The following is a 20,874-nucleotide window of genomic DNA, read 5'->3' as shown; positions in this document are numbered from 1 at the left end:
CGCGCCGGACGCCAGCGCCGCGCCCGCGGCTCCGGCGGCGCCCGCCGCTGAAGCGCCCCCGCAGATCCCCACGACCGGCGACGGCGCCCAGATCCTCCAGGTGATCGAGAAGATCTGTGTGCCCCTGGTGCGCGGCGGCAACCTCGACGACCTGATGAAGACCAATGCCGCCCTGGGCTTCAAGAAGAACCGCCGGGACAACTCCTGGGCGATGCAGCTGGGTACGACCAGCAAGGACTACAACGTCACCATCTCGCCGCCCGGTTCGAACAAGGACGTCTGCCGCGGCGAGGTCCACTACGCGCTGAACCAGGACAAGCCGATCGTCGAGGCGATCAACATCTGGTCCTTCCTGCACCAGCCGGAGCTGATCCTGCAGGCCAACTACGTGGCCGTGGACCCGGATGGCATCAAGCGCGTCCGGAAGTCCTGGGAGCACCTGGAGGCCAACGCCTCGACGGCGGTGAACTTCTCCACCTGGACCAAGCCTGACGACAGCTCGCTCAACGCGAAGTTCTCGACGGGCGAGATCTTCTACCAGGAACGCAAGTTCTGATGAGCTGGACGGACGCCGCGGGCCTCGCCGGCGTCCTGATGATCCTCGTAGCCTACGCCGGCGCGGCCCTGGGGCGGCTCGACCCCAAGGGCGGCTGGTCGTTGTTCGTCAACTTCCTCGGCGCCTGCCTGATCCTCGTCTCGCTGCTGGTGGCCAACTTCAACCTGGCCTCGACGGCGATGGAAGGGTCATGGGCGCTGGTGGCCTTGGCCGGCCTGGTGCGGCTGGCGCTCAAGCGGCGAGGCTGACTTCGTCGGCCAGCCAGCGCAGGACCGTCTCCGCCACCGTCTCCCAGCCGGGCTCGCCCACCAGCCAGTGGCTCATGCCCGGCATGGCCTGGAACGCCGCTCCGATCCGCTCGGCGGTCGCCCGCCCCGTGGCGGCGGTGTGCACCACATCGCCCTGGCCGGCGATCACCAGCGACGGCGCGGCGATGGCGCCCGGGCCCACGCTGGTGGTCATGAAGGGGTCCAGCCACCAGTTCAGCGTCTCGCGCACCGCCATGGCGCTTTCGGGCCTCAGGCGCGCCACGGCGGCCTCGCGCTCGGCCTTCGGCATGCGGTCCAGGCTGTAGGCGCGCATCAGGCCGCGGTCGGGCTCCAGCGCCCCCGAGGAGAACAGGCCGGCGATCTGCACCCCGAAGGCGGTCGCCGCCTCCTCCAGGCTGGAGGCCATCACGCCCCAGGGCGGCGACGGCGCGAGCAGCACCAGGGCCTCGATCCGCGCCCGGCGGGCGGCGAGCTGGGCGACCAGCCCGCCCATGGAGTGGCCCAGCAGCACCGGCGGGCTCTCCAGCCGGTTGCACAGCGCGGCGATGTCGGCGGCGTAGTCGCTCATCGAGACGCCCACCACCGCCCCGGCGGCGTCGCCCGGCCCATGGCCGCGCAGGTCGGGCGCGATCACCTCGAAGCCCGCCGCCGCGAAGGGCGCGCCGAAGCGCTCGAACGCCCAGCCGCCGCAGAAGGCGCCGTGCACCATGACGATGGCGGTCATAGATCCCCTCTTGCCCCGGCCTTTGCCGCACGGCGCGTCCCAGTCGGCCACTCTAAGGCCGTTTGGTCTGTGTGCGGCAGCGGATTCAACCGCGGCGGGCAGTCGCGGCGAAGCTTCCGAAGGCCTCCACCACGCGCTCATAGGCCGCCCGCTTGAACGGCACGATCAGCTCGGCGGCCTCCGCCAGGAGGGCCCAGCGCCAGGCGTCGAACTCCGGCGGCCCGTGGGCGGTGAGGTCGAAGTCGGCGTCCTCGCCCTCGAAACGGAAGGCGAACCACACCTGCTTCTGGCCCTTCCAGCCGCGCAGGGCCTTGGACCCGCCGTGCCCCGCTGGGAAGTCGTAGGCGACCCAGTCGTCGGTGCGGCCCAGGAAGGCGATGCGGGTCGCCCCGGTCTCCTCGGCGAGCTCGCGGCGGGCGGCGGCTTCCAGGTCTTCGCCGGGATCGACGCCGCCCTGCGGGAACTGCCAGTTGTGCGGCCCCGGCGTCGAGACGCGCCGGCCCAGCCAGACGCGTCCGTCCGGGTGGAACAGGACGACGCCGACGTTGGGGCGGTAGAGGTCGAGATCCTGGCTCATGCGCAGGCGATATCTAGCGCATCAATGCGCCAGCGCCGAGACAGGGGTGAGCTGGAAACCGCGGTCGGTCAGAGCCCGCGACCAGGCGGCGACCTTCTCCACCGTCACCGGATAGGCGAAGCCCGAGCCCAGGGCCTGGCCGCGCTGTAAGGCGCCGGCCTCCAGGGCCACAAGCTGCTGGTCGATGGCGGCGGTGTTCAGCTGGTCGTCGACCACCCGCTCGGCCGAGGCCCGCGCCAGGCCCTTGCCGCCGCGCCGGGCCGCCGAGCCGTCGTCGACGAAGGCCAGGCCGCGCGCCTTCAGTCCGCCGGCGAAGGCCTGGTAGGCGCCGTCCGATCCCAGGAAGCGCGAGCCCAGGTAGTTGGTGATCCCGAAGTAGCCGGTGGCCCGCGACAGGATCCACTCCAGCTTCTTGACCGTCTCCGGCCCCTGGGCGCCGGCCATCAGGGTGTAGGGGCCCGGATCGTTGTCCGGATAGTCCACCGGCTCCATGGGCGCTTCCAAGAGCACCTCGTGGCCGTGGGCGCGGGCCATGTCGATCCAGCCCTGCAGGCCCTCGGCATAGGGGCTGAAGGACAGGGTGATCTCGGCCGGCAGGGTCTCGATGGCCTGCTGGGTGAGGCGCGCGTTCAGGCCTAGGCCGCCGATCATCAGGGCGATCCTCGGCCGGCCGTTGGGGGCGAAGGGGCGGCGGTAGGCCTCGAAGGGCGTGTGGCCGTCCTGGGCGATGATCGGCAAAGGCCCGGCCGGCCCGGGGGCGAAGAAGCCGGCGATGGGCGCGGCCGGCAGCGGCGCGCCGGGCGCGGGCGGCGGCAGGATCTGGCCCGGCCGGCTGGGCGCCGCGGCGCTGGGCGCGGGCAGCGGCCGCTCGGAGAGCTGGATCACGTCCTGGCTGACCGGCGCCGGGCCGCGCAGGGGCTTCAGCGTCTCGCGCCAGCCCTGCGGGGCGTGCGCCAGCGCCTTGCTCAAGGACACGCGCACGGTTCCGTCGGTGCGGCCGACCGCGCCCAGGGTGCGCGCCAGGCCGAGGACGGCGGCGACCAGCAGCAGGGCGGCCGCGCCGGCCCGCACCCACGGGTTGCCGGTCAGGCCGCGCAGGGAAAAGGCGCCGGCGGCGCCAGACAGGCGGGGAAGGTGGACAGCGGCCACGGCGGGGTGCTCCTCGCGGCGGAGACTCCCAAAACAGGGTTAACGATCACTTCAGATCGCGCCGGTTGGCGGCGGAATTCGCTTGGGCTGCGCGAATCTGCCGCCCCGGCGTGAACCGGGACGATCGGCGCTTAGGGCTGCTTCGGGGCCGTCGGCTTGGCCTCGGCGACCTTGGACTTGGACAGGATCGCGGCCAGACGCGCAGTGGGGGCGGCCAGCTTCGGCGTGGCGGCGACGGAGCCGTACTTCAGCACGTCCTCGGCGCGGGTCAGCTGGAAGTCCTTCTTGACGTCGAAGCCTTCCGGCGGCGCCTCGGCCGGCTCGTGGGCGCCCTTGCGGGCCTTGCCCTCGTCGGCGTTCAGCGCGTTCTTGAACGAGGCCTCTGAGAAGCCGAACGCCTTGTTGGCGATCTCCTGCGCCTCGTCCTTGCTGGCCGCCACCTCCAGGTCGGGCTCGATGCCGGTCTTCTGGATTGAGCGGCCGGAGGGCGTGTAGTAGCGCGCGGTGGTCAGCTTCAGCGCCCCGTCCAGGCCGCCGCGCAGCGGGATCACCGTCTGCACCGAACCCTTGCCGAAGCTGGTCAGGCCGACCACGGCGGCGCGCTTGCGGTCCTGCAGGGCGCCGGCGACGATCTCGGCGGCCGAGGCGGTGCCGCTGTCGATCAGCACCACCATGGGCAGGCCGTTGGTGATGTCGCCCGGACGGGCGTTGTAGCGCTCCACGTCGCGCGGATCGCGGCCGCGCTGGCTGACGATCTCGCCGCCTTCCAGGAACAGGTCGGAGATGCCGACCGCCTGGTCGAGCAGGCCGCCCGGATTGCGGCGCAGGTCGAGGATCAGCCCCTTCATGTGTGGGTTCTTGGCCTTGATCTCGGCGAAGGCGGCTTGCGCCTCGTCGGTGGTCTTCTCGTTGAAGCCCGAGACGCGCAGGACGCCATAGTCGCCGTCCAGCTTCGCGGTGGCGGACTTCTGCTTGATGATCTCGCGGGTCAGCTTGACGTCGAAGGGGTCGGATTTCTCGCGGGCGATGGTGAGTGTGACGCTCTCCCCCGGCTTGCCGCGCATCTGCTTGACCGCGTCGGTGACCGACAGGCCCAGCACGCTGTCGCCGTTCACGGCGGTGATGAAGTCGCCCGGCTTCAGTCCGGCCTTGGCGGCGGGCGTGTCGTCGATGGGCGAGATGATCTTCACCACACCGTCCTCGGTGGTGACCTCCAGGCCCAGGCCGCCATACTCACCGCGCGTCTGGTCGCGCATGTCGTCGAAGCCCTCGGGGTCGAGGTAGTTGGAGTGCGGATCCAGCGAGGTCAGCATGCCGTCCAGGGCGGCGTGGATCAGCTTGGTGTCGTCCACCGGGGTCACGTACTGGCGCTCGACGATGTCCAGCACGTCGCCGAACAGGCCCAGCATGCGGTAGGTGTTGGCCTTGGGCTGGGTCGCCGCGGCCTGGGCGTGCTGGCTCACATAGGCCATGGAGCCCGCGCCAAGCACGAAAGCCGAAACGCCGATCAGGAGGTACTTCTTCATCGCCTGCCTTAGGCTCCCTTGCGGCGCTGTCCTGCTGGGCAGACGCCGCCTGCAAAAACCAAGCCCCCTTGAACGGGCGCTTCCATAAGCCCGCTCAGCCCGCTTTGTTCAGCCAGCGCCCCGGATCGACTGGGGCGCCTTGTTCCCGGACTTCCAGGTAAAGTTCCCTGGGAGCCTTTTTGTCGCCGCCCTCAGATCCGCCGCCTTCAGACCTTGCGCCTTCCGGCATGAATCCAACAGCTTCGCCCGCCGCGACCGATTGACCGACCGTCACGGACGAGCGCTCCAAGCCAGCAAGCACCAAATGATATCCGCCCGCCAGCCTTAAAATCAGAATGACGCCCCAGCCTTTGACCGGGCCGACGTATTGCACCGTTCCCGCGCCGGGGCTGCCAACGCGGGCCCCGGCGGCGGCGGCGAAGGTCAGGCCGTTCGAACGGCCGCCGCTCGATAGGGCCTGGCCGAACCGCCGCACGATGGGGCCGCTGGCCGGGATAGAGAGGCTTTGCGGCGGGGTCATGGCTGCTTCTGGGACAGCGGCGCCATTGAGCGGCCCGCGCAGCACCGGCGGCGGGTTGGCCTCGGCCCGCTCGCTCTCGTTGGTGAACAGGGCCTCGCTTTCCACCGCCGCCAGCCGGCGCTGGCGCATCATCTCGCCGGCCTCGTGGGCGTAGCCGCTGGCGCGGGCCTGCAGGCCGGGGGTCATGGCCTTGACCAGGATGGCGGCGCGCACGGCGTCCTTGGCGTCCCGGGGCGAGACCAGGAGTGCGGGCGGCGGATCGCGCTTCAGCTCCTCCAAGACCGACAACAAGCGGGCGAGCTGATCCAGATTGCGGGTCTGCTCGACGGAGAGCTGGGTCTCCTCGGTATTCAGCCGCGCCAGGCGCTCTCCGCCGGCGGCGAGCGCCACCGCGCCCAGGGAAAGGGTGAGGAGCGCGGCGGGCAGGGCGTAGGCGGAGGGTCTCATCAGTCCCGATGATAGGGCGATCCGGCCAGGATTGTGACCGCCCGATAGACCTGTTCGGCCAACATGGCGCGGGCCAGCGCATGTGGCCAGGTCTGCGGCCCGAAGGCCAGCTTGCCATTGGCTCGGGCGAGCAGGGCGGGATCCAGGCCGTCAGCCCCGCCGATGACGAAGACCAGGCGGCGCACGCCGCGGTCGCGCAAGGCCGCAATCTCCTCGGCGAAGGCGCGCGAGGGCCGCGCCGCGCCATGCTCGTCGCAGGCGATGAGGTGCGCGTCGGCCAGGTGCGGGATAAGCGCCTCGGCCTGGGCGGCCTTGCCGGGCTTGCGGCTCTCCACCTCCAAGACCTCCACGGGGCCCAGGCCCAGGGACCGTCCTGCCTGGGTCCCCCGCTCCGCGTAGGTCTTCACGAGGTCGCTCTCCGGCGAGCGGGCGAGGCGGCCGATGGCGACGATAGCGATCTTCAAGGCCGGCTCTGCGGGGGCGGTTTCTTCGGCTTCTTCGCCGGCAGCGGGGCCACCGGCTGCAGCGGCGGCAGGGGCTCGGCGTCGTCCCAGGTCTGCAGCAAGGCCGTGACCAGCTCGCCGATCGAGGCGGCGGAATAGACGTTGGCCGCGCCGCCGCCGTTGCAGACGACAGGCGCGGTGGCCTCGGCCTCCGGGTCGCCATAGATCGGCGTCCAGCCGGCCTCGGCGTTGTCCTTGTGCAGCACCAGGGCGCCGAACCGTGTGTAGACCGAAAACGCCCGCCAGCGGCTGCGCCACTTCAGGCAGTCGTAGTCGCTGATGGTGCTGACATAGCCAGCCTGCCGGGGGCCGTCGGCGGTGATCGAGCGCTGGACGGCGACGGAGCGCACGCGACGCACCTTGCCGTCGCCAGGCACGGCCTCCACCGCCGAAGGATCGATCACCGTGACGGCGCTGGCGTTCGAGCGGACGACGTCGAACAGCGCCGCCTCAGCCCGCCCCGCGCCGAGCACGGCCGCGCCAAAGGCCACGCCGGTCAGGGCGAAGATCGGCCAGGTTCCGGTTTTCCAAGCCATCGGCGATTCCTGCCCCCTGACTGCCCGGCCCATCCTGCGTCCGACCCCTTAAAGTTAGGCTTACCGACGCGCGGTTGTAACGTTGCGGCAATACTCTGGACGCCTAGCCTTGCATGTCCGCGGGTCTTTGTGATTCGCGGCGCTAGAGAACCCTGGGAGAGAAATCTTGAAACTCATCACCCTGGCGCTCGCCGCCACCATCGCCCTGGCGGCCACCGCCGGCGCCGCCGCCGCCTATCCGCGTCACCACCACCACGTCGTGCATCACCGTATGCACCATCGCCACCGCTAGCAGCGACAGTCCCGGCCGCGCGCCGGCCGGGACTCGCCCGCCTTTCGTCTAGCCTGCCGGCCGCGCCGGCGGCGGCTCCTCGTGCGTCCAGCTGCCTGCGGCGCCGGGGAAGACCACCGGGCTTTCCCAGCCGTCGGCGCTGACCGCGCTGACGCCAAAGAACCAGTCGTCGATATTGACGTCCTTCAGCACCGCCTGGCCGGTGGGCGCGGCCTCGCGGCTGTAGCGCCACTGCGGGTCGGTGGTCGAGCGCCACCACAGGCGATAGCGCGCCGCGTCGGGCGACGGCTTCCACTTCACCGTGGTGTCGGCCGAGACCGCGCCGGAGATGTCGACGGCGGTCGGCGGGGCGGGCGCGCTGGCCAAGGCGGCGAGCGAGATCACGTTCAGGCGCGTGACGTTGGCCAGGTAGGCGAAGTCGACGCCTTCCAGCACGTCGCCGTACTTGATCCCCTTCTCGGTGCGCAGGTCCTGGTGTTGGCGGTTGTAGTTCTCGTTGGCCTCGGTGACCCGCACCGCCGGGAAGCCGGCCTTCAGCATCTCGGTCTGGTCGCCGCCGCGCCCGAAGCGGTCGGTGCGGTAGACCATGGTGACGTGGAAATTGCCCAGGTAGTCGTTGGCCATGCCGTCCATGAAGCGGGCGAGCTGGCGCGAGGGGCTGTCCACCTCGCCGCCGTTGTAGCGCCGCTTGTCGGCCTCGGCGGCGGTCTCGACGGTCTTGGTGCCTTCGGAGAAGACCCGCACGCGGGTGGTCTCGCGCACCCCGTTGATGCCCTCGGAATTGCCGACGATGTCGTTGTTCAGGTCGCCCTCCACGCGCCAGCCCTGCTTGGTCGCGTAGTCGGCGAGGACGTGGCCGCCATAGAGGCCCTGCTCCTCGCCGGACAGGACGGCGAACACCAGGGTGGCGGGGAACCTGTGCTTCGACAGCACCCGGGCGGCCTCGATCACCGCCGCTGTGCCCGAGCCGTCGTCGTTGGCGCCGGGGGCGTCGGCCGTGAAGTTCTGGACGTCGGTCACCCGGCTGTCGATGTGGCCGGAGATGACGATCACCCGGCCGGGATCGGTGGTCCCCTTCTGGATCGCCAGGATGTCCATCACCTCGGTGGGGTTGGGCACGCGCCGGCCGGTGACGGTCTCCGACGGGGTCTCGACGGTCAGGCAGCCGCCGCAGTCCTTGGAAATGGCGGCGAACTCCGAGGCCACCCAGCGCCGCGCCGCGCCGATGCCGCGGGTCTCGGACTTGGTGTCCGAGAGCGTGTGGCGGGTGCCGAAGGCCACCAGCCTGGCGATGGTCGCCCGCTCGCGCTCCGGGGAGACGTCGGAGGCCAACTGATGCAGCACGGCGTGTTCGTTGGGCGAGGACTGGGCGTGGGCGGCGAGCGGCAGGGCCGCGGCAAAGGCGGCGAGGACGGGCAAAATGCGGCGCAAGGGGCGGGCTCCAACTTGAGGCGAGCGACCTTCGCTTCAGCGGTGGGCTGACGCAAGGGGAGGAGCCGCTAAGTCCGGTGGCGGATCGGCCTTGGGGGCTGACCGCGTCGAGGACGAGCATAAATTGCTCGCCGTTTCGCGGCGGCGGCCCGACACTCACCGACCACTATGCGGAGGGCTGAGGACATGCGTCGCGGACTGTTGACCCTGGCTTTGGTGGTTTGTGCGGTGGCGGGCGTGGCGCGGGCGGCGCCGACGTGCGCGCCGCGCGGCGCTTCCAAGGACGTCGAGGCCGTGGTGCGCGGCTGGTTCGGCGCCTTCGCCCGCGACGACTATGCGGCCGGCTACGCCCTGCAGGCGCCCGGCTTCTATGCCTATGACAACGGCAAGCGGTTCGACGGTACGGCGCTGGGCGAACTGCTGCGCGGCGCCAAGGCGTCAGGAACCCGGGTCGAGTGGAACATCGGAAAAGTCGACGTCCATCTGAGCTGCGACCTGGCGTGGGCGGCCTGGGTCAATACGGGCGCGTCGGGCAAGGCAGGCGGGGCGATGGCGCCGGTGACATGGCTGGAATCGGCGGTCCTGCGCTACCAGGACGGCCGCTGGCGCATGGAGTTCCTGCACTCCGGACGTGTCGCCCCGCCGACCTAGTCCGGTCGTCAGCGGGGATAGTACTGGGGGTAGTTCCACGCGGGCGGCGAGGACGGCGGCGGGGGAATCTGCTGGCCGTTGTAATAGTAGTACTGGGCGGCCCGCTGCTGGCGGACCTGTTCGGCATAGCCCTGCTGCTGGGCCTGCTCGGCGTAGGCGCGCGCCTGCACCGCCTTGGCGGCGAGCTCATCGGCTTGGGCCTGGGCCCTCTGGGCCTCGGCGGCGACGCGCTGGCGCTCAGCTTCCGCGGTGGCGGTCTGGGCCCTGGCGGTCTTCAGCTGTTCGTCGGCCACGGCCTTGGCCCGGGCGTCGGCCAGCTTCCGCTCGCGCTGGGCGTCGAACTCGGCCTGACGGGCGCGGGCCTGGCCAGCCACCTGGGCGCCGCAGGTCTTCAGGTCGGCGAGGCCCTGGCTGGCCCCGGCCAGGGAGGCGCTCACCGCCTCGTCGGACAGCCAGGCCACCTGCAGGGTCTTGCCGCGGCGCAGCGCCGCCAGGGTCTCGTCGGACAGGTTCATCACCGCCAGGCCCTCTTCGCCGGTCCGCTGGACGAGGTTGGCGAAGGGTTTGCCGTCGACGCGGATCGGCAGGAAGGCCTGGCTGGGCACGCCGGCCTTGGTGAAGCGCAGGGCGACATGGTCGCCGTCGGACAGCAGCGAGACCGGCGCGATGGCGCCGGACCGCGAGACCAGCTCCAGATCGGTGTGACAGGCCGCGTCCTCGGGCGCGATCGCCCAGGACGGCGCGTCAAGGCTCGCCGTCGCCAACGCCGGCGCGGCGACCGCTGTGCCGGCGCCGAACGGTCCCGCAACCGCCGCGGCCACCAGGCTGAAGAAAACCCCTGCCCCTAGTCCACGCATCCTGACAGCTCCGAACCCAAGAGCCGTCCCTCGACCCCCAAGCTACGCCGGGCCGGGGCCGTCGCCTAGAGCCCGCTTTGTCACATCTCGTTAACTGTCAAGCTCTTGGGCGGCGGGGGACCCGCGTTCAGGCGGCCTGCAGGGCGTAGCGGCGGCAGTGGTCGAGATAGGCCGCCTCGTGGCTCTGGATCAGTTCGACGATCGCCGACCACAGCCAGAACGGCGCGTCGAGGGTCTTGGAATGGCCCCGCGCTAGGTCCTCGCCCCAGGCGGCCTTGGTCGCCGGATCCATCTGGCGGGCGTGGGCGCGGCCGACCACCAGGGCCAGGTAATGCGCCGCGCGCACCGCCTCGTCGCGGGAGAGGTGCTCGATATCCAGCTTCAGGTCCTGGGGCGTGAGTTCGCGGATCACCACCGGGCGGCGGCCGAGCTTGCCGGCCAGCATCCGGCGGCCCAGGAACGGCGACAGGGCCCGCGCGCCGGCCACCACCCGCTGGGCGTTGTCGGCGGGCATCTTCGCGCCGGGCGCGGCCGGGGCGGCGGCGGGCGTGGCCTCCTTGATGTCGACCAGCAGCGGCTCCTGGCGGCCGTCCTCGCCGCCGACGCCGACCAGCAGGGCGTAGCGCAGGCGGCCCAGGGAGCTGCAGCCCTTCATCCAGTAGGCGCCGTCCAGCACCTCGATGGGCGCGTCGTCCGGGCGGTGCTGCAGGCTGGTGATCAGCTTGCGCAGGCCCTCTTCCTCAGCCAGCGCGGTGAGCGTCGCGCGTTCGGCGTCGGACAGCGGCCAGAAGCGCTTGCCCAGCGGGATGGTCGGGCGCGGATTGTCGATGCGCTCGCGGGCCAGGTCCTTCCAGCGCCGGCGCAGGGCCTGCTTCAGCACCCGGCGGACCTCCTTGGGCGTGGTCTCCTCGTCCGGCGCCAGGGTCTCGCCCTGCAGGCCGGCGACGTAGCCCTCCACCATCCGCTCGGTCATCAGCGCGGTCGTGACGCCGGGCAGGTTGGAGCCGCGCGCGGCGGTGGCCAGCGACAGGCCCAGCCGGATCAGGTCGTGGGCGGGATTGCCGATCACCGTCTGGTCGAGGTCGCGGATCTGCACGGCGACCTGCCCGCGCCGGCTGGCGACGGGGCCCAGGTTGCCGGAATGGCAGTCGCCGCAGATCCACACCGGCGGCCCTTGCGGGACCTTGCCGGCGCTGGCCTCCAGCCACTCGTAGAATTTCTCGGTCGAGCCGCGCACATAGGCGTGGGCCGAGCGGGTCATCTTGTGGCGTTGGGCGTCGCGCAGCAGGGCGGCGCGCGCATCGGGCGCGGGATAGAGAGGCTTGGCCATATCCAGCCAAGGTCCGCCGTGGATGGAAGGTTCCCGTCGACCCGCGGGCCGGCGGCTAGGCCGCGTAGCTCATGGGATGCGGCTCGGCGCCGAGGCCGGCCTCGAAGTCCTGCAGCAGCTCCAGGATCTCGCCCATGGAGGCCATCAGCGGCTTGCCCTGCGGGAAGCGGTAACGCCAGAAGGTGGCCACGTGGCTGAGCGTGCCGGCGCCTTCGCCCAGCGCCATGAACATCTCCGGCGAGGCCAGCAGGAAGTCGCGGAAGGCCGCGGCGTTGCCCTCAGTGAGCTGCAGGAACACCGCGTCATAGGTCTTCAAGTAGCCCATGACCGCCTTGACCTGGCCCTCCATGGCCCCGCGCAGGCGCAGCTTGGACTCGTCGATCAGCACCATCAGGTCGCGGTCGCGCGGGCCGATGACCCTGAGCTTCATCACCTCGACCAGCACTTCCTTCAGCTTGGGCCAAAGGGTGTTCAGCACCCACTTGTAATAGAGGAAGCCCTTCCAGCTGAAGATGCCCTCGCGGTAGCTCTCGCCCTCGAGCTGCAGGGTGAGCCGCAGGGGCTCCAGCCGTTCGTCGGTCTTGGAGGAGAGCAGCGCTTCCACCAGGCGGCTGGTGGCGCCGCCGCTGCCCGCGCCGCCGTAGGCCAGCTCGATCAGGCGGGCGATTTCGCCGCCTACGAACCGCTGCATCTTGTCGGCGTCGCCGGAGGAGATGTCGAAGTGGGTGGGGCTGACCTCGAAGCCGCGCCGCTTCAGGTGCTCGCGCAGCAGGAAGGGGTCGAGGGACGGCAGCTGGTCGACGGCCTCAAGGATCTCGACGTCGCGGATCAGCTCGTCGGCGCCGCCGCGCAATTCCTGCAGGACCGGCATCCAGCCCTTCTCGCCCACGAAGACGGCGCGGCCGCCAAGCGACAGGTCAGACTTGTCGAAGGGCACGATCAGCTTGGTCGCCGTGCGGGTCAGGCCTTCGAAGAGGTCGGCCTCGTCGACGCGCAGGCGGTGTTTCAGCACCACCGAGCCGTTCAGGACGGGGCTGCGGAACAGGGGCTGGGCGGCGTGTTCGGGGTTGCCGGCGTGACGCACGGCCAGCGCGGCCAGGTTCAGCACCCGGCTGGTGGAGGCCGTCTTCTCCAGCCCGCGAAGGCTGCGGTAGATGCGTTCGTTGGAGCCTGCCACGGCGGCTGTCCGGATCCTGTTCAGGCCACCCCCTGCGGCCTTGACCCTCCCTGCATCCCATGGAAACCCGAAAGGACCGTTAAGGACGCCCGGCGAGCCTGCGGGTCCGGGGGCCTCAGGCGGGGTTCGGCGGGGCGACCACATGGGCGCTGACTTCGCCGGACGCCACCTCGCCGCGTAGGAAGACCCAGGTGTTCTCGCGGGCCGCCGCATGGCGGATCTCCGCCGCGCCGAACCAGGCCCGGTCGAGGGAAGGATCGGGGTCGAGCCGGATCGCGGCCTCGCCGCCCTCCTGCACCAGGCGGGTCAGGTCGGCCATGGAGGCCTCGATCCACAGGACCTCGAAACCCAGGCCGGTGAGTTCGGCCAGCTTGGCGCCGAGGGCGTCGGTGAGCCGCCAGGACGGTTCGGGCGCCACGGCGCGCTGTTGCGAGTGATTCGCCATGCCCGCTAAGGTAGCGCCTGCGGCGTCAGGCCTCAAATATCACGTTACACGGGTTGGCGAACCCGGGCCGTCACGTCCCTTTTCTCATCCGTTTCGCCAGATAGTAGAAAACTGAGAAGTTTTGCGCGCATTATCGCCCATGGCCACGAAGCTTGACCATGACACCGGGTGTGCAGACGCCGCGACGGCGTCGGTGACCTATCACCTGCCGGCCCAGGCCCTGCGGGGCGCCGTGACCACCTACTATCAGGTCAAGGTGACCGGGCCAGGCACAGTCTGGGACCAGATCTTCCCCGAATGGCCGAACTTCCGGCTGATCCTCGACGGCGATTGGGAGGCGCATTTCCCGGGCGAGCCCAACCAGTCGGTGCCGAAGATCGGCATGAGCGGCGCGCTGGAAAAGGCGCTATGGGCCGGCGGCTCGGCCGGGGTGATGGTGGGCGTAGGCCTGATGCCGGCGGGCTGGCCGCAGCTGGCGACCGCATCGGCCGACCTCTTCACCAACCGCCTCGCGCCCCTGAGCGAGGTCATCGGCCCGGCGGCCGACGAACTCTACCGCCGGCTTAGAGCGGCGCAGGGCGACGCGGCGATCTACGCCGTCCTCGACGAGGTGTTGCTCTCGATCCTCACCGAGCGGCCGGAGGCCGCCACCGTCGCCGCCGCCCACACAGCGCTGCAGGATCCCCACATGCAGACCGTGGCCGACTGGGCGGAGATCGTCGGCCTGTCGTCGCGCCAGCTGGAGCGGTTCTCCAACCGCTATTTCGGCATGTCGCCCAAGCGGCTGCTGCGCCGCCAGCGCCTGCTGCGGACGCTGGCCGCCATGCGCGAGGCGCCGGAAGGGACCTGGACGCAGTTCCTCGACGACCAGTTCACAGACCAGGCCCACTTCATCCACGAGTTCAACTACTACATGGGCCTGTCGCCCAGCGCCTATCTGGCCCGAGACCAGCCGTTCATGGCCGAGGCCTGGAAACGGCGGAAGGCGCTGCTCGGCTCGCCGGTCCAGGTGCTGCAGCCCCCGGAAAACCCCGCCGCCTGAGCGGTTGAAGCGATCGCCGCGGCGTGTCGCGTAATTACAATTCTCCACTCGCCGGACGCGGTTCACTGACTGTGCTTTTCGAGTCTGGCTGGTGGGTGAGTGCGATGATTGACAATGTGGACGTGGTGGTTGGACGGCGGATCCGGGCGCGTCGCCGGCTGCTGGGCTATTCACAACAGGACCTCGGCGTCGCCTGCGGGGTGACCTTCCAGCAGATCCACAAGTACGAGGCTGCTGTGTGCCGCCTGTCGGTGGTGATGCTGTGGAAGCTGGCCAAGGCGCTCGAAGTCGACATCGGCTACTTCTTCGCCGCCCTCTCGGAAGAGGAGGCCATCGTCATCCGCCGCCGCGAACGGACGATGGCGCAGCAGGTGAACGACGCGGCCTAAGGGCGGTCAGGGCTGGCCCGGATAAGGGCGTAGAGATAGAGCGCCGCGGTCCCGAAGATCACCACGCCCCGCGGCGGACCGTCGCTTAAATCCCGGGCATGGCCGCAAGCCCCTTGCGCTCCGCCCAGGTCTTGGCCGAAGAGATGGCCCCCGCGGTTGACAGAACGTGTTCGGCGACGGCCCCGGCCGCCTAGGCGTGCGAAGTGTCCAGGCCGCGCCGTTCTGTCGCCGTTTCCTTACCTCCCGAGTGATGTCCCAGCGTCCGCCTTCACCCTCCGACCGGCCGGGCACCGTCCAGGAAGCCCTCGACCGGGCCGTCCTGGCGCTGCGGGCGCAGCGCCTCGCCGAGGCGGAGGGCCTGGCCGCCGGCGTGCTGCGGTCGAACCCGGGCAATGTGGCCGCCGCCCAGGTCCTGGGGCAGGCGCTGCTGCTGCAGGGCCGCGCGAAAGACGCCGAGGGACCGCTCACCCGGGCCGCCCGCCGCAGCGGCGATCCGGCGATCGAGACCCTGCTGGCCCGGGCCCTGGCCGACCTCGGACGCGGTGACGAGGCGCTGGAGCGGTTGCGCCAGGCGGCTGCCCGGCGGCCGGCCTATCCGCTGGCCTTCCTCGAGCTCGGCGATGAGCTGCGCAAGCTCGGGCGCTTCGACGAGGCGCAGGCCGTGTTCGAAGAAGGCATTGCGCTCGCCCCGGATGCACCGGGCCTGCTGGTGGGGCTGGGTTACGTCCGCCTGAACCGCAACGACCGCGCCGGCGCGCGCCGGCTGTTCCTTGCGGCCCGCGCCGCCGCGCCGCAGCGGCACGACGCCCAGGTCGCGCTTGCCGGGGTGATGGTCCAGGACGGCGACTACGCCGCCGCCGCCGAGGTCTACCGCCAGGCGCTGCAGGCGCGGCCGGACGACGCGACGGTCCGGATCAGCCTTGCCAAATGCCTGCTGGAGATGGGCGAGCGCGCCGCCGGCGAGGCGAACTTACGCGCCGCCGCCCACAGCGCGGCGCAGATGGCCGGGCCCGCGATGACCGCCCTGGCCTCGACCGCGCACGGCCGCTTCTTCCTGCGCCCGAGCGCGGCGGCGAAATTCCTTGGGGCCGGAGCCTAGGCCCGGAACTGGCGGCGGTAGACGCCTTTTTCGCGGGCGATGGAATGCACCAGGTCGTGGGTGCGCTGGGTCTCTTCCTCGGTGAAGGCGGCGGTGCGCGGGACCCAGTTCTCCCGCTTCACCGGGAAGCACTGCGCCACCGGCGTGCCCTTGGGCAGCACCCCGCTGAAATTGGCGTCGTGCCAGTGGGCCGGGAAGTTGATCCAGGCGTCATGGTAGCGGTCGCAGTCGACCAGGCCGGTAAGCGTGGTGAAGGGCAGGTCGAAGCGGTTGACCGGGTGGGTGAAGAGCAGCGCGTAGCCCTCCGGCGCCTCGACGGTCCACAGGTTGTGGAACTTGATCAGGAAGCGGTCGGCGTCGAACAGCGGCGTGCCGGTGACCTGGCTGGCGTCATGGATGCCGATGGGCGATCGCGGGAAGCTGACGGCGCCCCCCGGCGGCAGGTCGTTGTCCCAGGTGAACTCGCCGTTCTCCACCTTCAGGTCGCAGATCAGCGGGATCAGGAAGCCCGAGGTCATGGCGTCGATGAACGGCGGGCAGCGCTTGGCGGTGTCGTCCTCGCCGGAGACCACCGCGCTGAACGCCTGGGCCGGCATGGTCTTCAACCAGCCGGGCAGGCCGGCCGCCGCCGGCACCGGGGGCGGCAAGAGGCCCTCCAGTTCCTTGGGGCAACGGAAGGTCAGCATCATGGGGTCTTGCTGCTCGAACATGATGCCTGTCAGCCGTACTCTATGTTCTAAGCCGCGTCGGTCCCAGAGAGCCGCGCCGCCGCCTCCGATACCCCTGCAGGTAGTATCTGGCAGGACGGAATCCAGGGGCAAAGCGCAAGCTTGCCGTGTGCCGTGGCGCGGCGCGCGCAGTACCGGACCTACGATTCGGCCATCCGTGCGACTGGCGTATTGCTGCCGGGCGGCAAGCTTGAAATCTGGGGCGGGGCGGCAGGGGTTGATCCGCCACCCACGCGCAGGCCGTTCTGGTCAGGCCTGCTCTCCTCAGAGGGCTGGCCGTCCTTAGATCCCATGGCCGCAAGACAAACGGGCCGCCATGGAATTAAGGGGAAATCTGGCCGCTTCCCTTAAACCGTCGTCCCCCGGATCGCCTCTGCGGGCGACCGGAGGACGACGATGCGAAGAGCGGAGCAGAATAGAACCGGCCGAGCCCCCGGTTCAAAATGCGTCGCAGCGATCGCCCCTCTATTCGTTGACACTCTGCGCTCGATCCGTATAAGTCCCGCCCTCTCGCCCGCGGGCCATCTCGCGGGCGCATTCCGTTTTGCACAAACACTAGTGATTTAAGGCGCGAACGATGTACGCGGTGATCAAGACCGGCGGCAAGCAATACCGGGTTTCCCCCGGCGACCTGATGGTCGTCGAGAAGCTGGACGGTGAGCCCGGCGCCAACGTGGCCTTTGGCGAGGTCCTGCTGGTGGGCGAGGGCGACGCGGTCGTCGTCGGCGCCCCGACCGTGGCCGGCGCGTCCGTGTCCGCGACCCTGGTGGAAACCCGCAAGGGTGAGAAGGTGAAGATCTTCAAGAAGATCCGCCGCCAGGGCTATCGCCGCACCAAGGGCCATCGCCAGCACGAGACGGTGCTGCGGGTGACCGCCATCGCCGGCGCCGACGGCAAGGAAACCAAGTGGGACGGCACGGTCGACCTGACCACCAAGGGTGAGCTGAACGCCCGCGCCCGTGGCCTGGTGTTCGTGAGCCCCGAGGCCCAGCGCGAAGCCGCCGCGGCCGCCAAGGTCCAGAAGGTCTCCGCGCCGAAGCCGGCCGCGCCTGCGAAGGCCAAGGCCGCGCCCAAGGCGAAGGTTGAAGCCGAAACGGTCCCCGCGACCGAAGCCAAGGCTGAGAAGGCTCCGGTCAAGAAGGCCGCCGCGCCGAAGGCCGAAGCCAAGGCCGACACCACCGAAAAGAAAGCCGCCGCGCCGAAGAAGGCCGCGGCTCCCAAGAAGGACAAGGACGCCGAGTAAGGCGTCCTCGCGTAGGACCTAGGAGAGCGACATGGCTCACAAGAAATCGGGCGGCTCCTCGCGCAACGGGCGCGATTCCGCCGGTCAGCGCCTCGGCGTGAAGAAGTTCGGCGGCGAAGCGGTGCTCGCCGGCAACATCCTCGTGCGCCAGCGCGGCACCAAGTTCTGGCCGGGCGACAATGTCGGCCTCGGCCGCGACCACACCCTCTTCGCGACCGCTACGGGCGCGGTGTCGTTCACGACCAAGCGGGACAACCGCACCTACGTGAACATCGTGATGGCCGACGCGAAGACCGAAAAGTAGGCGAACCAGCCTTTCTCCGGTTCGCCCACGGGCTGAACCGGACAGACGACCTCGCGGGGAGTCCGGACAGCCGGGCTCCCCGCTTTCGTTTTGGGCCCTGTACGCACCCTCGAAGGGCGAAGGGCCGGGAGGTGAAGATGTGTGCAGTTGACGTGAGCCCCGTCATATCGACGGAACGGCTGATCCTGCGTGGGCCGGTGATCACCGACGCCCCGGCGATCGCCAATATCGCCGGCGATTTCAATGTGTCGGCCATGACCACCTCCATGCCGCACCCCTATGGCCTGGAGGACGCCGAGACCTGGATCGGCAAGTGCCGCGGCCTCGACTGGCGCCGCGAGGCGATGTTCGTGATCGAGCACCGCGCGTTCGGGGTCGTGGGCCTCCTGGGCTTCGACCGCAAGCGCGGCTCGGGCACGGAGATCGGCTATGCGCTGGGCCGCCCGTTCTGGAACCGCGGTTACGCGACGGAGGCGGCGCGGGCGGGGCTGAAGTGGGCCAAGCGCGACTGGGGCCGCAAGGTCGTGGTCGCCGGCCACTTCGCCGACAACCCCGCCTCGGGCCAGGTGCTGATCAAGGCGGGCTTCCTCTACACCGGTGACGTCGAGCAACGGGCCTGCACGGCGCGCGGCGGCGAACTGGTGCCGACCCGGCTGATGGTGTGGCTGGCTTGACCCATCTGAGGTGTCATCCCGGAAAGACGCGAAGCGGCTTGTCCGGGATGACACCCGGTTTTCGTGTTAAAGGCCGCCGGTCATGAAGTTCCTCGACGAGTGCAAGATCTATGTCCGCTCCGGCAACGGCGGCGGCGGCGCTGTGTCGTTCCGGCGGGAGAAGTACATCGAGTACGGCGGCCCCGACGGCGGCGACGGCGGCAAGGGCGGCGACGTCTGGATCGAGGCGGTCGAGGGGCTGAACACCCTGATCGACTACCGCTACCACCAGCACTTCAAGGCCGAGACCGGCGTCCACGGCATGGGCCGCAACCGCCATGGCCACAACGGCGAGGACGCCGTCCTGCGTGTGCCAGTGGGCACCCAGGTGTTCGCCGAGGACAAGGAGACCCTGCTGGTCGACCTGCAGACGGCGGGAACGCGCGTGCGCCTGCTGAAAGGCGGCAACGGCGGTTTCGGCAACACCCATTTCAAGGGCCCGATCAACCAGGCCCCGCGCCACGCCAATCCCGGCCAGGACGGCGAGGAGTTGTGGATCTGGCTGCGGCTGAAGCTGATCGCCGACGTGGGCCTGGTGGGGCTGCCCAATGCGGGCAAGTCCACCTTCCTGGCGGCGGCCAGCGCGGCCAAGCCGAAGATCGCCGACTATCCGTTCACGACGCTGGCCCCCAACCTCGGCATGGTCGACCTGTCCGAGGGCGAGCGCTTCATCCTGGCCGACATCCCGGGCCTGATCGAGGGCGCGTCCGAGGGCGCGGGCCTGGGCGTGCGCTTCCTGGGCCATGTGGAGCGCACCGCGACCCTGATCCACCTGGTGGACGGGACGCAGGACGACATCGTCGAGGCCTGGCGCACCGTGCGCCGCGAACTGGAGGCCTATGGCGAGGAGCTGGGCGACAAGACCGAGATCCTGGCGCTTTCCAAGGTCGACGCCCTGGATCCTGAGACCCGCAAGGCCAAGGTCGCCGAGCTGAAGAAGGCCTCCAAGGCCAAGGTGCGGCAGGTGTCCGGCGTCTCCGGCGAGGGCGTGACCGAACTGCTGCGCGAGGCCTTCGCGCTTGTCCGTGAACGGAAGGGCGAGGCGGCCGCCGAGATCGCGGCGCAAGAGGCCCCCGACGCGGGCGGCTGGACGCCCTGATGGAGCTGGCGCGCGCCAGGCGGGTGGTGGTCAAGGTCGGCTCGGCCCTCTTGGTGGGCGAAGCCGGCGCCGACGCCCATTGGTTGGCCGCCTTCGCCGCCGACGTCGCCCGCCTGCGCGCGCGCGGCCAGCAGGTGCTGGTGGTCTCGTCCGGCGCCGTGGCGCTGGGGCGGCGGCGGCTCGCGCTCACCCGGCGCGCGCTCACCCTGCCGGAGAAGCAGGCCGCCGCCGCCGCAGGCCAGTCGGCCCTGATGCGCGCTTGGGAAGAGGCGCTGGAGCCGCACGGCATCGCCGCGGCCCAGGTGCTGCTGACCCGCGACGACACCGAGGTGCGCCGCCGCTGGCTGAACGCCCGCGCCACCGTCGAGACGCTGCTGGGCCTGGGTGTCGTTCCGGTGGTCAACGAGAACGACACCGTGGTCACCGAGGAGATTCGCTACGGCGACAACGACCGGTTGGCCGCCCGCGTCGCCCAGATGATCGGCGCGGACCTGCTGGTCCTGCTCTCCGATGTCGACGGGCTCTACACCGCCGATCCGCGCAACGATCCGTCAGCGGAGCATCTGCCGCGCGTAAGCCGGCTGACCCGCGAGATAGAGGCCATGGCGGGCGGCGCCAACGCCTCCGCCGGGGTCGGCACCGGCGGCATGGCCACCAAGCTTGCCGCCGCGCGGATCGCCAGCGCCGCCGGCTGCGCCACGGTGATCACGCTCGGCCACCGCCCCTCGCCGCTGCAGGCGGTGGAGGACGGCGAGCGCGCCACCCTGATCGAGGCCTCCACCACGCCGGCCGCCGCCTACAAGGCCTGGATCGCCGGATCGCTGGCCCCGGCCGGCGCCCTGGTGGTGGACGCCGGCGCGGCCGAGGCTGTGCGCCGGGGCAAGAGCCTGCTGGCCGCGGGCGTGCGCCGCGCCGAGGGCCGCTTCGACAAGGGCGATGCGGTGGTGATCCGCGATGAGGCCGGCCTGGAGATCGCCCGCGGCCTGGTCCGCTACGAGGCCGAGGACGCGGCGCGCATCCTGGGCCTGAAGAGCGAGGCGATCGAGCCGGTGCTGGGCTACACGTCCGGCCCACTGGTGCACGCCGACGACCTGGCGCTGGCGGCCGGTGTCGGGGCCTGAAGTCCCCACCGCCGTCATCCTCCGGTCGCCCGAAGAGGCGATCCGGGGGACCCAAGCGGCGTCGCCATTTTCTGAAGTTCGGCTTGGGTCCCCCGGATCAGCCTGCGGCTGACCGGAGGATGACGATCTATGCTGCACTGGGCGCC

At 70.5% G+C, this 20,874-nt stretch carries 25 protein-coding genes; 12 read left to right on the top strand and 13 right to left on the bottom strand.

Annotated features, from left to right (window positions below):
* Together E8A49_RS19625 and E8A49_RS19620 are read left to right on the top strand one after the other, a co-directional pair.
* A partial coding sequence (locus E8A49_RS19625) for a hypothetical protein (RefSeq protein ID WP_293385632.1) occupies window positions 1-556 on the top strand: 556 nt, incomplete at its 5' end.
* Window positions 556-804, top strand: coding sequence for a hypothetical protein (locus tag E8A49_RS19620; RefSeq protein ID WP_293385629.1), 249 nt, complete (start codon window positions 556-558; stop codon window positions 802-804). The genes E8A49_RS19625 and E8A49_RS19620, both read left to right, overlap by 1 nt.
* Here the strand turns inward: E8A49_RS19620 and E8A49_RS19615 are convergent.
* From E8A49_RS19615 to E8A49_RS19585, 7 genes are all read right to left on the bottom strand, one after another.
* Window positions 788-1,549 carry an alpha/beta hydrolase gene (locus E8A49_RS19615; RefSeq protein WP_293385626.1) on the bottom strand — a complete coding sequence of 254 codons (762 nt, stop codon included), beginning with the start codon at window positions 1,547-1,549 and terminating at the stop codon, window positions 788-790. The genes E8A49_RS19620 and E8A49_RS19615 overlap by 17 nt on opposite strands.
* An 85-nt stretch (window positions 1,550-1,634) precedes the next feature.
* Window positions 1,635-2,126 (bottom strand): RNA pyrophosphohydrolase, encoded by a 492-nt coding sequence (locus E8A49_RS19610; protein WP_293385623.1) that lies wholly within the window; start codon window positions 2,124-2,126, stop codon window positions 1,635-1,637.
* A 21-nt stretch (window positions 2,127-2,147) separates the two neighbouring features.
* On the bottom strand, window positions 2,148-3,275 hold the full coding sequence (locus E8A49_RS19605) for a divergent polysaccharide deacetylase family protein (protein ID WP_293385620.1): 1,128 nt from the start codon (window positions 3,273-3,275) through the stop codon (window positions 2,148-2,150).
* Window positions 3,276-3,406: 131 nt separating this feature from the next.
* The gene (locus E8A49_RS19600) at window positions 3,407-4,801 is read right to left on the bottom strand and encodes a S41 family peptidase (protein WP_293385617.1); all 1,395 of its coding nucleotides are present in this window, start codon (window positions 4,799-4,801) and stop codon (window positions 3,407-3,409) included.
* A 94-nt stretch (window positions 4,802-4,895) separates the two neighbouring features.
* Window positions 4,896-5,768, bottom strand: a complete 873-nt coding sequence (locus tag E8A49_RS19595) for a peptidoglycan DD-metalloendopeptidase family protein (protein ID WP_293385615.1) — start codon at window positions 5,766-5,768, stop codon at window positions 4,896-4,898.
* Window positions 5,768-6,232, bottom strand: coding sequence for a 23S rRNA (pseudouridine(1915)-N(3))-methyltransferase RlmH (rlmH, locus tag E8A49_RS19590; RefSeq protein ID WP_293385612.1), 465 nt, complete (start codon window positions 6,230-6,232; stop codon window positions 5,768-5,770). Before rlmH ends, E8A49_RS19595 begins: the two co-directional genes overlap by 1 nt.
* Window positions 6,229-6,807 (bottom strand): hypothetical protein, encoded by a 579-nt coding sequence (locus E8A49_RS19585; protein ID WP_293385609.1) that lies wholly within the window; start codon window positions 6,805-6,807, stop codon window positions 6,229-6,231. The genes rlmH and E8A49_RS19585 overlap by 4 nt, the downstream gene beginning before the upstream one ends.
* A gap of 166 nt (window positions 6,808-6,973) precedes the next feature.
* Between E8A49_RS19585 and E8A49_RS19580 the strand changes: the two genes are divergently transcribed.
* Entirely contained in the window at window positions 6,974-7,099 is a 126-nt protein-coding gene (locus E8A49_RS19580) for a hypothetical protein (RefSeq protein ID WP_293385606.1), read from the top strand.
* 48 nt (window positions 7,100-7,147) lie between these two features.
* On the opposite strand, the gene E8A49_RS19575 is transcribed toward E8A49_RS19580, so the two are convergent.
* Entirely contained in the window at window positions 7,148-8,530 is a 1,383-nt protein-coding gene (locus E8A49_RS19575) for a M28 family peptidase (protein ID WP_366928839.1), read from the bottom strand.
* A 186-nt stretch (window positions 8,531-8,716) separates the two neighbouring features.
* On the opposite strand from E8A49_RS19575, the gene E8A49_RS19570 reads away from it, so the two are divergent.
* On the top strand, window positions 8,717-9,181 hold the full coding sequence (locus E8A49_RS19570; RefSeq protein WP_293385603.1) for a nuclear transport factor 2 family protein: 465 nt from the start codon (window positions 8,717-8,719) through the stop codon (window positions 9,179-9,181).
* Between the two features lie 8 nt (window positions 9,182-9,189).
* Here the strand turns inward: E8A49_RS19570 and E8A49_RS19565 are convergent, their stop codons facing one another.
* The 4 genes from E8A49_RS19565 to E8A49_RS19550 all read right to left on the bottom strand — a co-directional run bounded on the left by E8A49_RS19565 (window position 9,190) and on the right by E8A49_RS19550 (window position 12,990).
* Window positions 9,190-10,038 carry a hypothetical protein gene (locus E8A49_RS19565; RefSeq protein ID WP_293385601.1) on the bottom strand — a complete coding sequence of 283 codons (849 nt, stop codon included), beginning with the start codon at window positions 10,036-10,038 and terminating at the stop codon, window positions 9,190-9,192.
* A gap of 127 nt (window positions 10,039-10,165) precedes the next feature.
* Window positions 10,166-11,368 carry a DUF2252 family protein gene (locus E8A49_RS19560; protein WP_293385598.1) on the bottom strand — a complete coding sequence of 401 codons (1,203 nt, stop codon included), beginning with the start codon at window positions 11,366-11,368 and terminating at the stop codon, window positions 10,166-10,168.
* A gap of 55 nt (window positions 11,369-11,423) precedes the next feature.
* Window positions 11,424-12,545 carry a hypothetical protein gene (locus E8A49_RS19555; RefSeq protein WP_293385595.1) on the bottom strand — a complete coding sequence of 374 codons (1,122 nt, stop codon included), beginning with the start codon at window positions 12,543-12,545 and terminating at the stop codon, window positions 11,424-11,426.
* Between the two features lie 115 nt (window positions 12,546-12,660).
* Window positions 12,661-12,990 (bottom strand): hypothetical protein, encoded by a 330-nt coding sequence (locus E8A49_RS19550; RefSeq protein WP_293385592.1) that lies wholly within the window; start codon window positions 12,988-12,990, stop codon window positions 12,661-12,663.
* A gap of 139 nt (window positions 12,991-13,129) precedes the next feature.
* On the opposite strand from E8A49_RS19550, the gene E8A49_RS19545 reads away from it, so the two are divergent.
* The 3 genes from E8A49_RS19545 (at window position 13,130) to E8A49_RS19535 (ending at window position 15,520) form a co-directional block, all read left to right on the top strand.
* A complete protein-coding gene (locus E8A49_RS19545; RefSeq protein ID WP_293385589.1) occupies window positions 13,130-14,032 on the top strand; it encodes an AraC family transcriptional regulator in 903 nt (300 codons plus the stop codon).
* 104 nt (window positions 14,033-14,136) lie between these two features.
* Complete coding sequence (locus tag E8A49_RS19540; RefSeq protein ID WP_293385586.1) at window positions 14,137-14,421, top strand: helix-turn-helix transcriptional regulator; 285 nt, start codon at window positions 14,137-14,139, stop codon at window positions 14,419-14,421.
* Between the two features lie 250 nt (window positions 14,422-14,671).
* Entirely contained in the window at window positions 14,672-15,520 is an 849-nt protein-coding gene (locus E8A49_RS19535) for a tetratricopeptide repeat protein (RefSeq protein ID WP_293385583.1), read from the top strand.
* On the opposite strand, the gene E8A49_RS19530 is transcribed toward E8A49_RS19535, so the two are convergent.
* The gene (locus E8A49_RS19530; RefSeq protein ID WP_293385580.1) at window positions 15,517-16,230 is read right to left on the bottom strand and encodes a hypothetical protein; all 714 of its coding nucleotides are present in this window, start codon (window positions 16,228-16,230) and stop codon (window positions 15,517-15,519) included. The genes E8A49_RS19535 and E8A49_RS19530 overlap by 4 nt on opposite strands.
* Window positions 16,231-16,825: 595 nt before the next feature.
* Here E8A49_RS19530 and rplU point away from each other — a divergent pair.
* The 5 genes from rplU (at window position 16,826) to proB (ending at window position 20,728) form a co-directional block, all read left to right on the top strand.
* A complete protein-coding gene (rplU, locus tag E8A49_RS19525) occupies window positions 16,826-17,491 on the top strand; it encodes a 50S ribosomal protein L21 (RefSeq protein WP_293385577.1) in 666 nt (221 codons plus the stop codon).
* Between the two features lie 31 nt (window positions 17,492-17,522).
* Window positions 17,523-17,795, top strand: a complete 273-nt coding sequence (gene rpmA / locus E8A49_RS19520; RefSeq protein WP_293385574.1) for a 50S ribosomal protein L27 — start codon at window positions 17,523-17,525, stop codon at window positions 17,793-17,795.
* A 152-nt stretch (window positions 17,796-17,947) separates the two neighbouring features.
* Window positions 17,948-18,469: a GNAT family N-acetyltransferase gene (locus E8A49_RS19515; protein WP_293385571.1), complete on the top strand. Its 522-nt coding sequence runs from the start codon at window positions 17,948-17,950 to the stop codon at window positions 18,467-18,469.
* Between the two features lie 82 nt (window positions 18,470-18,551).
* Window positions 18,552-19,607 (top strand): GTPase ObgE, encoded by a 1,056-nt coding sequence (gene obgE / locus E8A49_RS19510; protein WP_293385568.1) that lies wholly within the window; start codon window positions 18,552-18,554, stop codon window positions 19,605-19,607.
* Window positions 19,607-20,728: a glutamate 5-kinase gene (gene proB / locus E8A49_RS19505; protein WP_293385563.1), complete on the top strand. Its 1,122-nt coding sequence runs from the start codon at window positions 19,607-19,609 to the stop codon at window positions 20,726-20,728. The genes obgE and proB overlap by 1 nt, the downstream gene beginning before the upstream one ends.
* The last annotated feature ends 146 nt before the right edge of the window (window positions 20,729-20,874 follow it).

The organism is Phenylobacterium sp. (assembly GCF_004799515.1).
Lineage (GTDB): Bacteria > Pseudomonadota > Alphaproteobacteria > Caulobacterales > Caulobacteraceae > Phenylobacterium.
The sequence above is the reverse complement of the archived record's forward strand: the minus strand, read 5'-3'. Positions and strand labels throughout refer to the sequence as shown.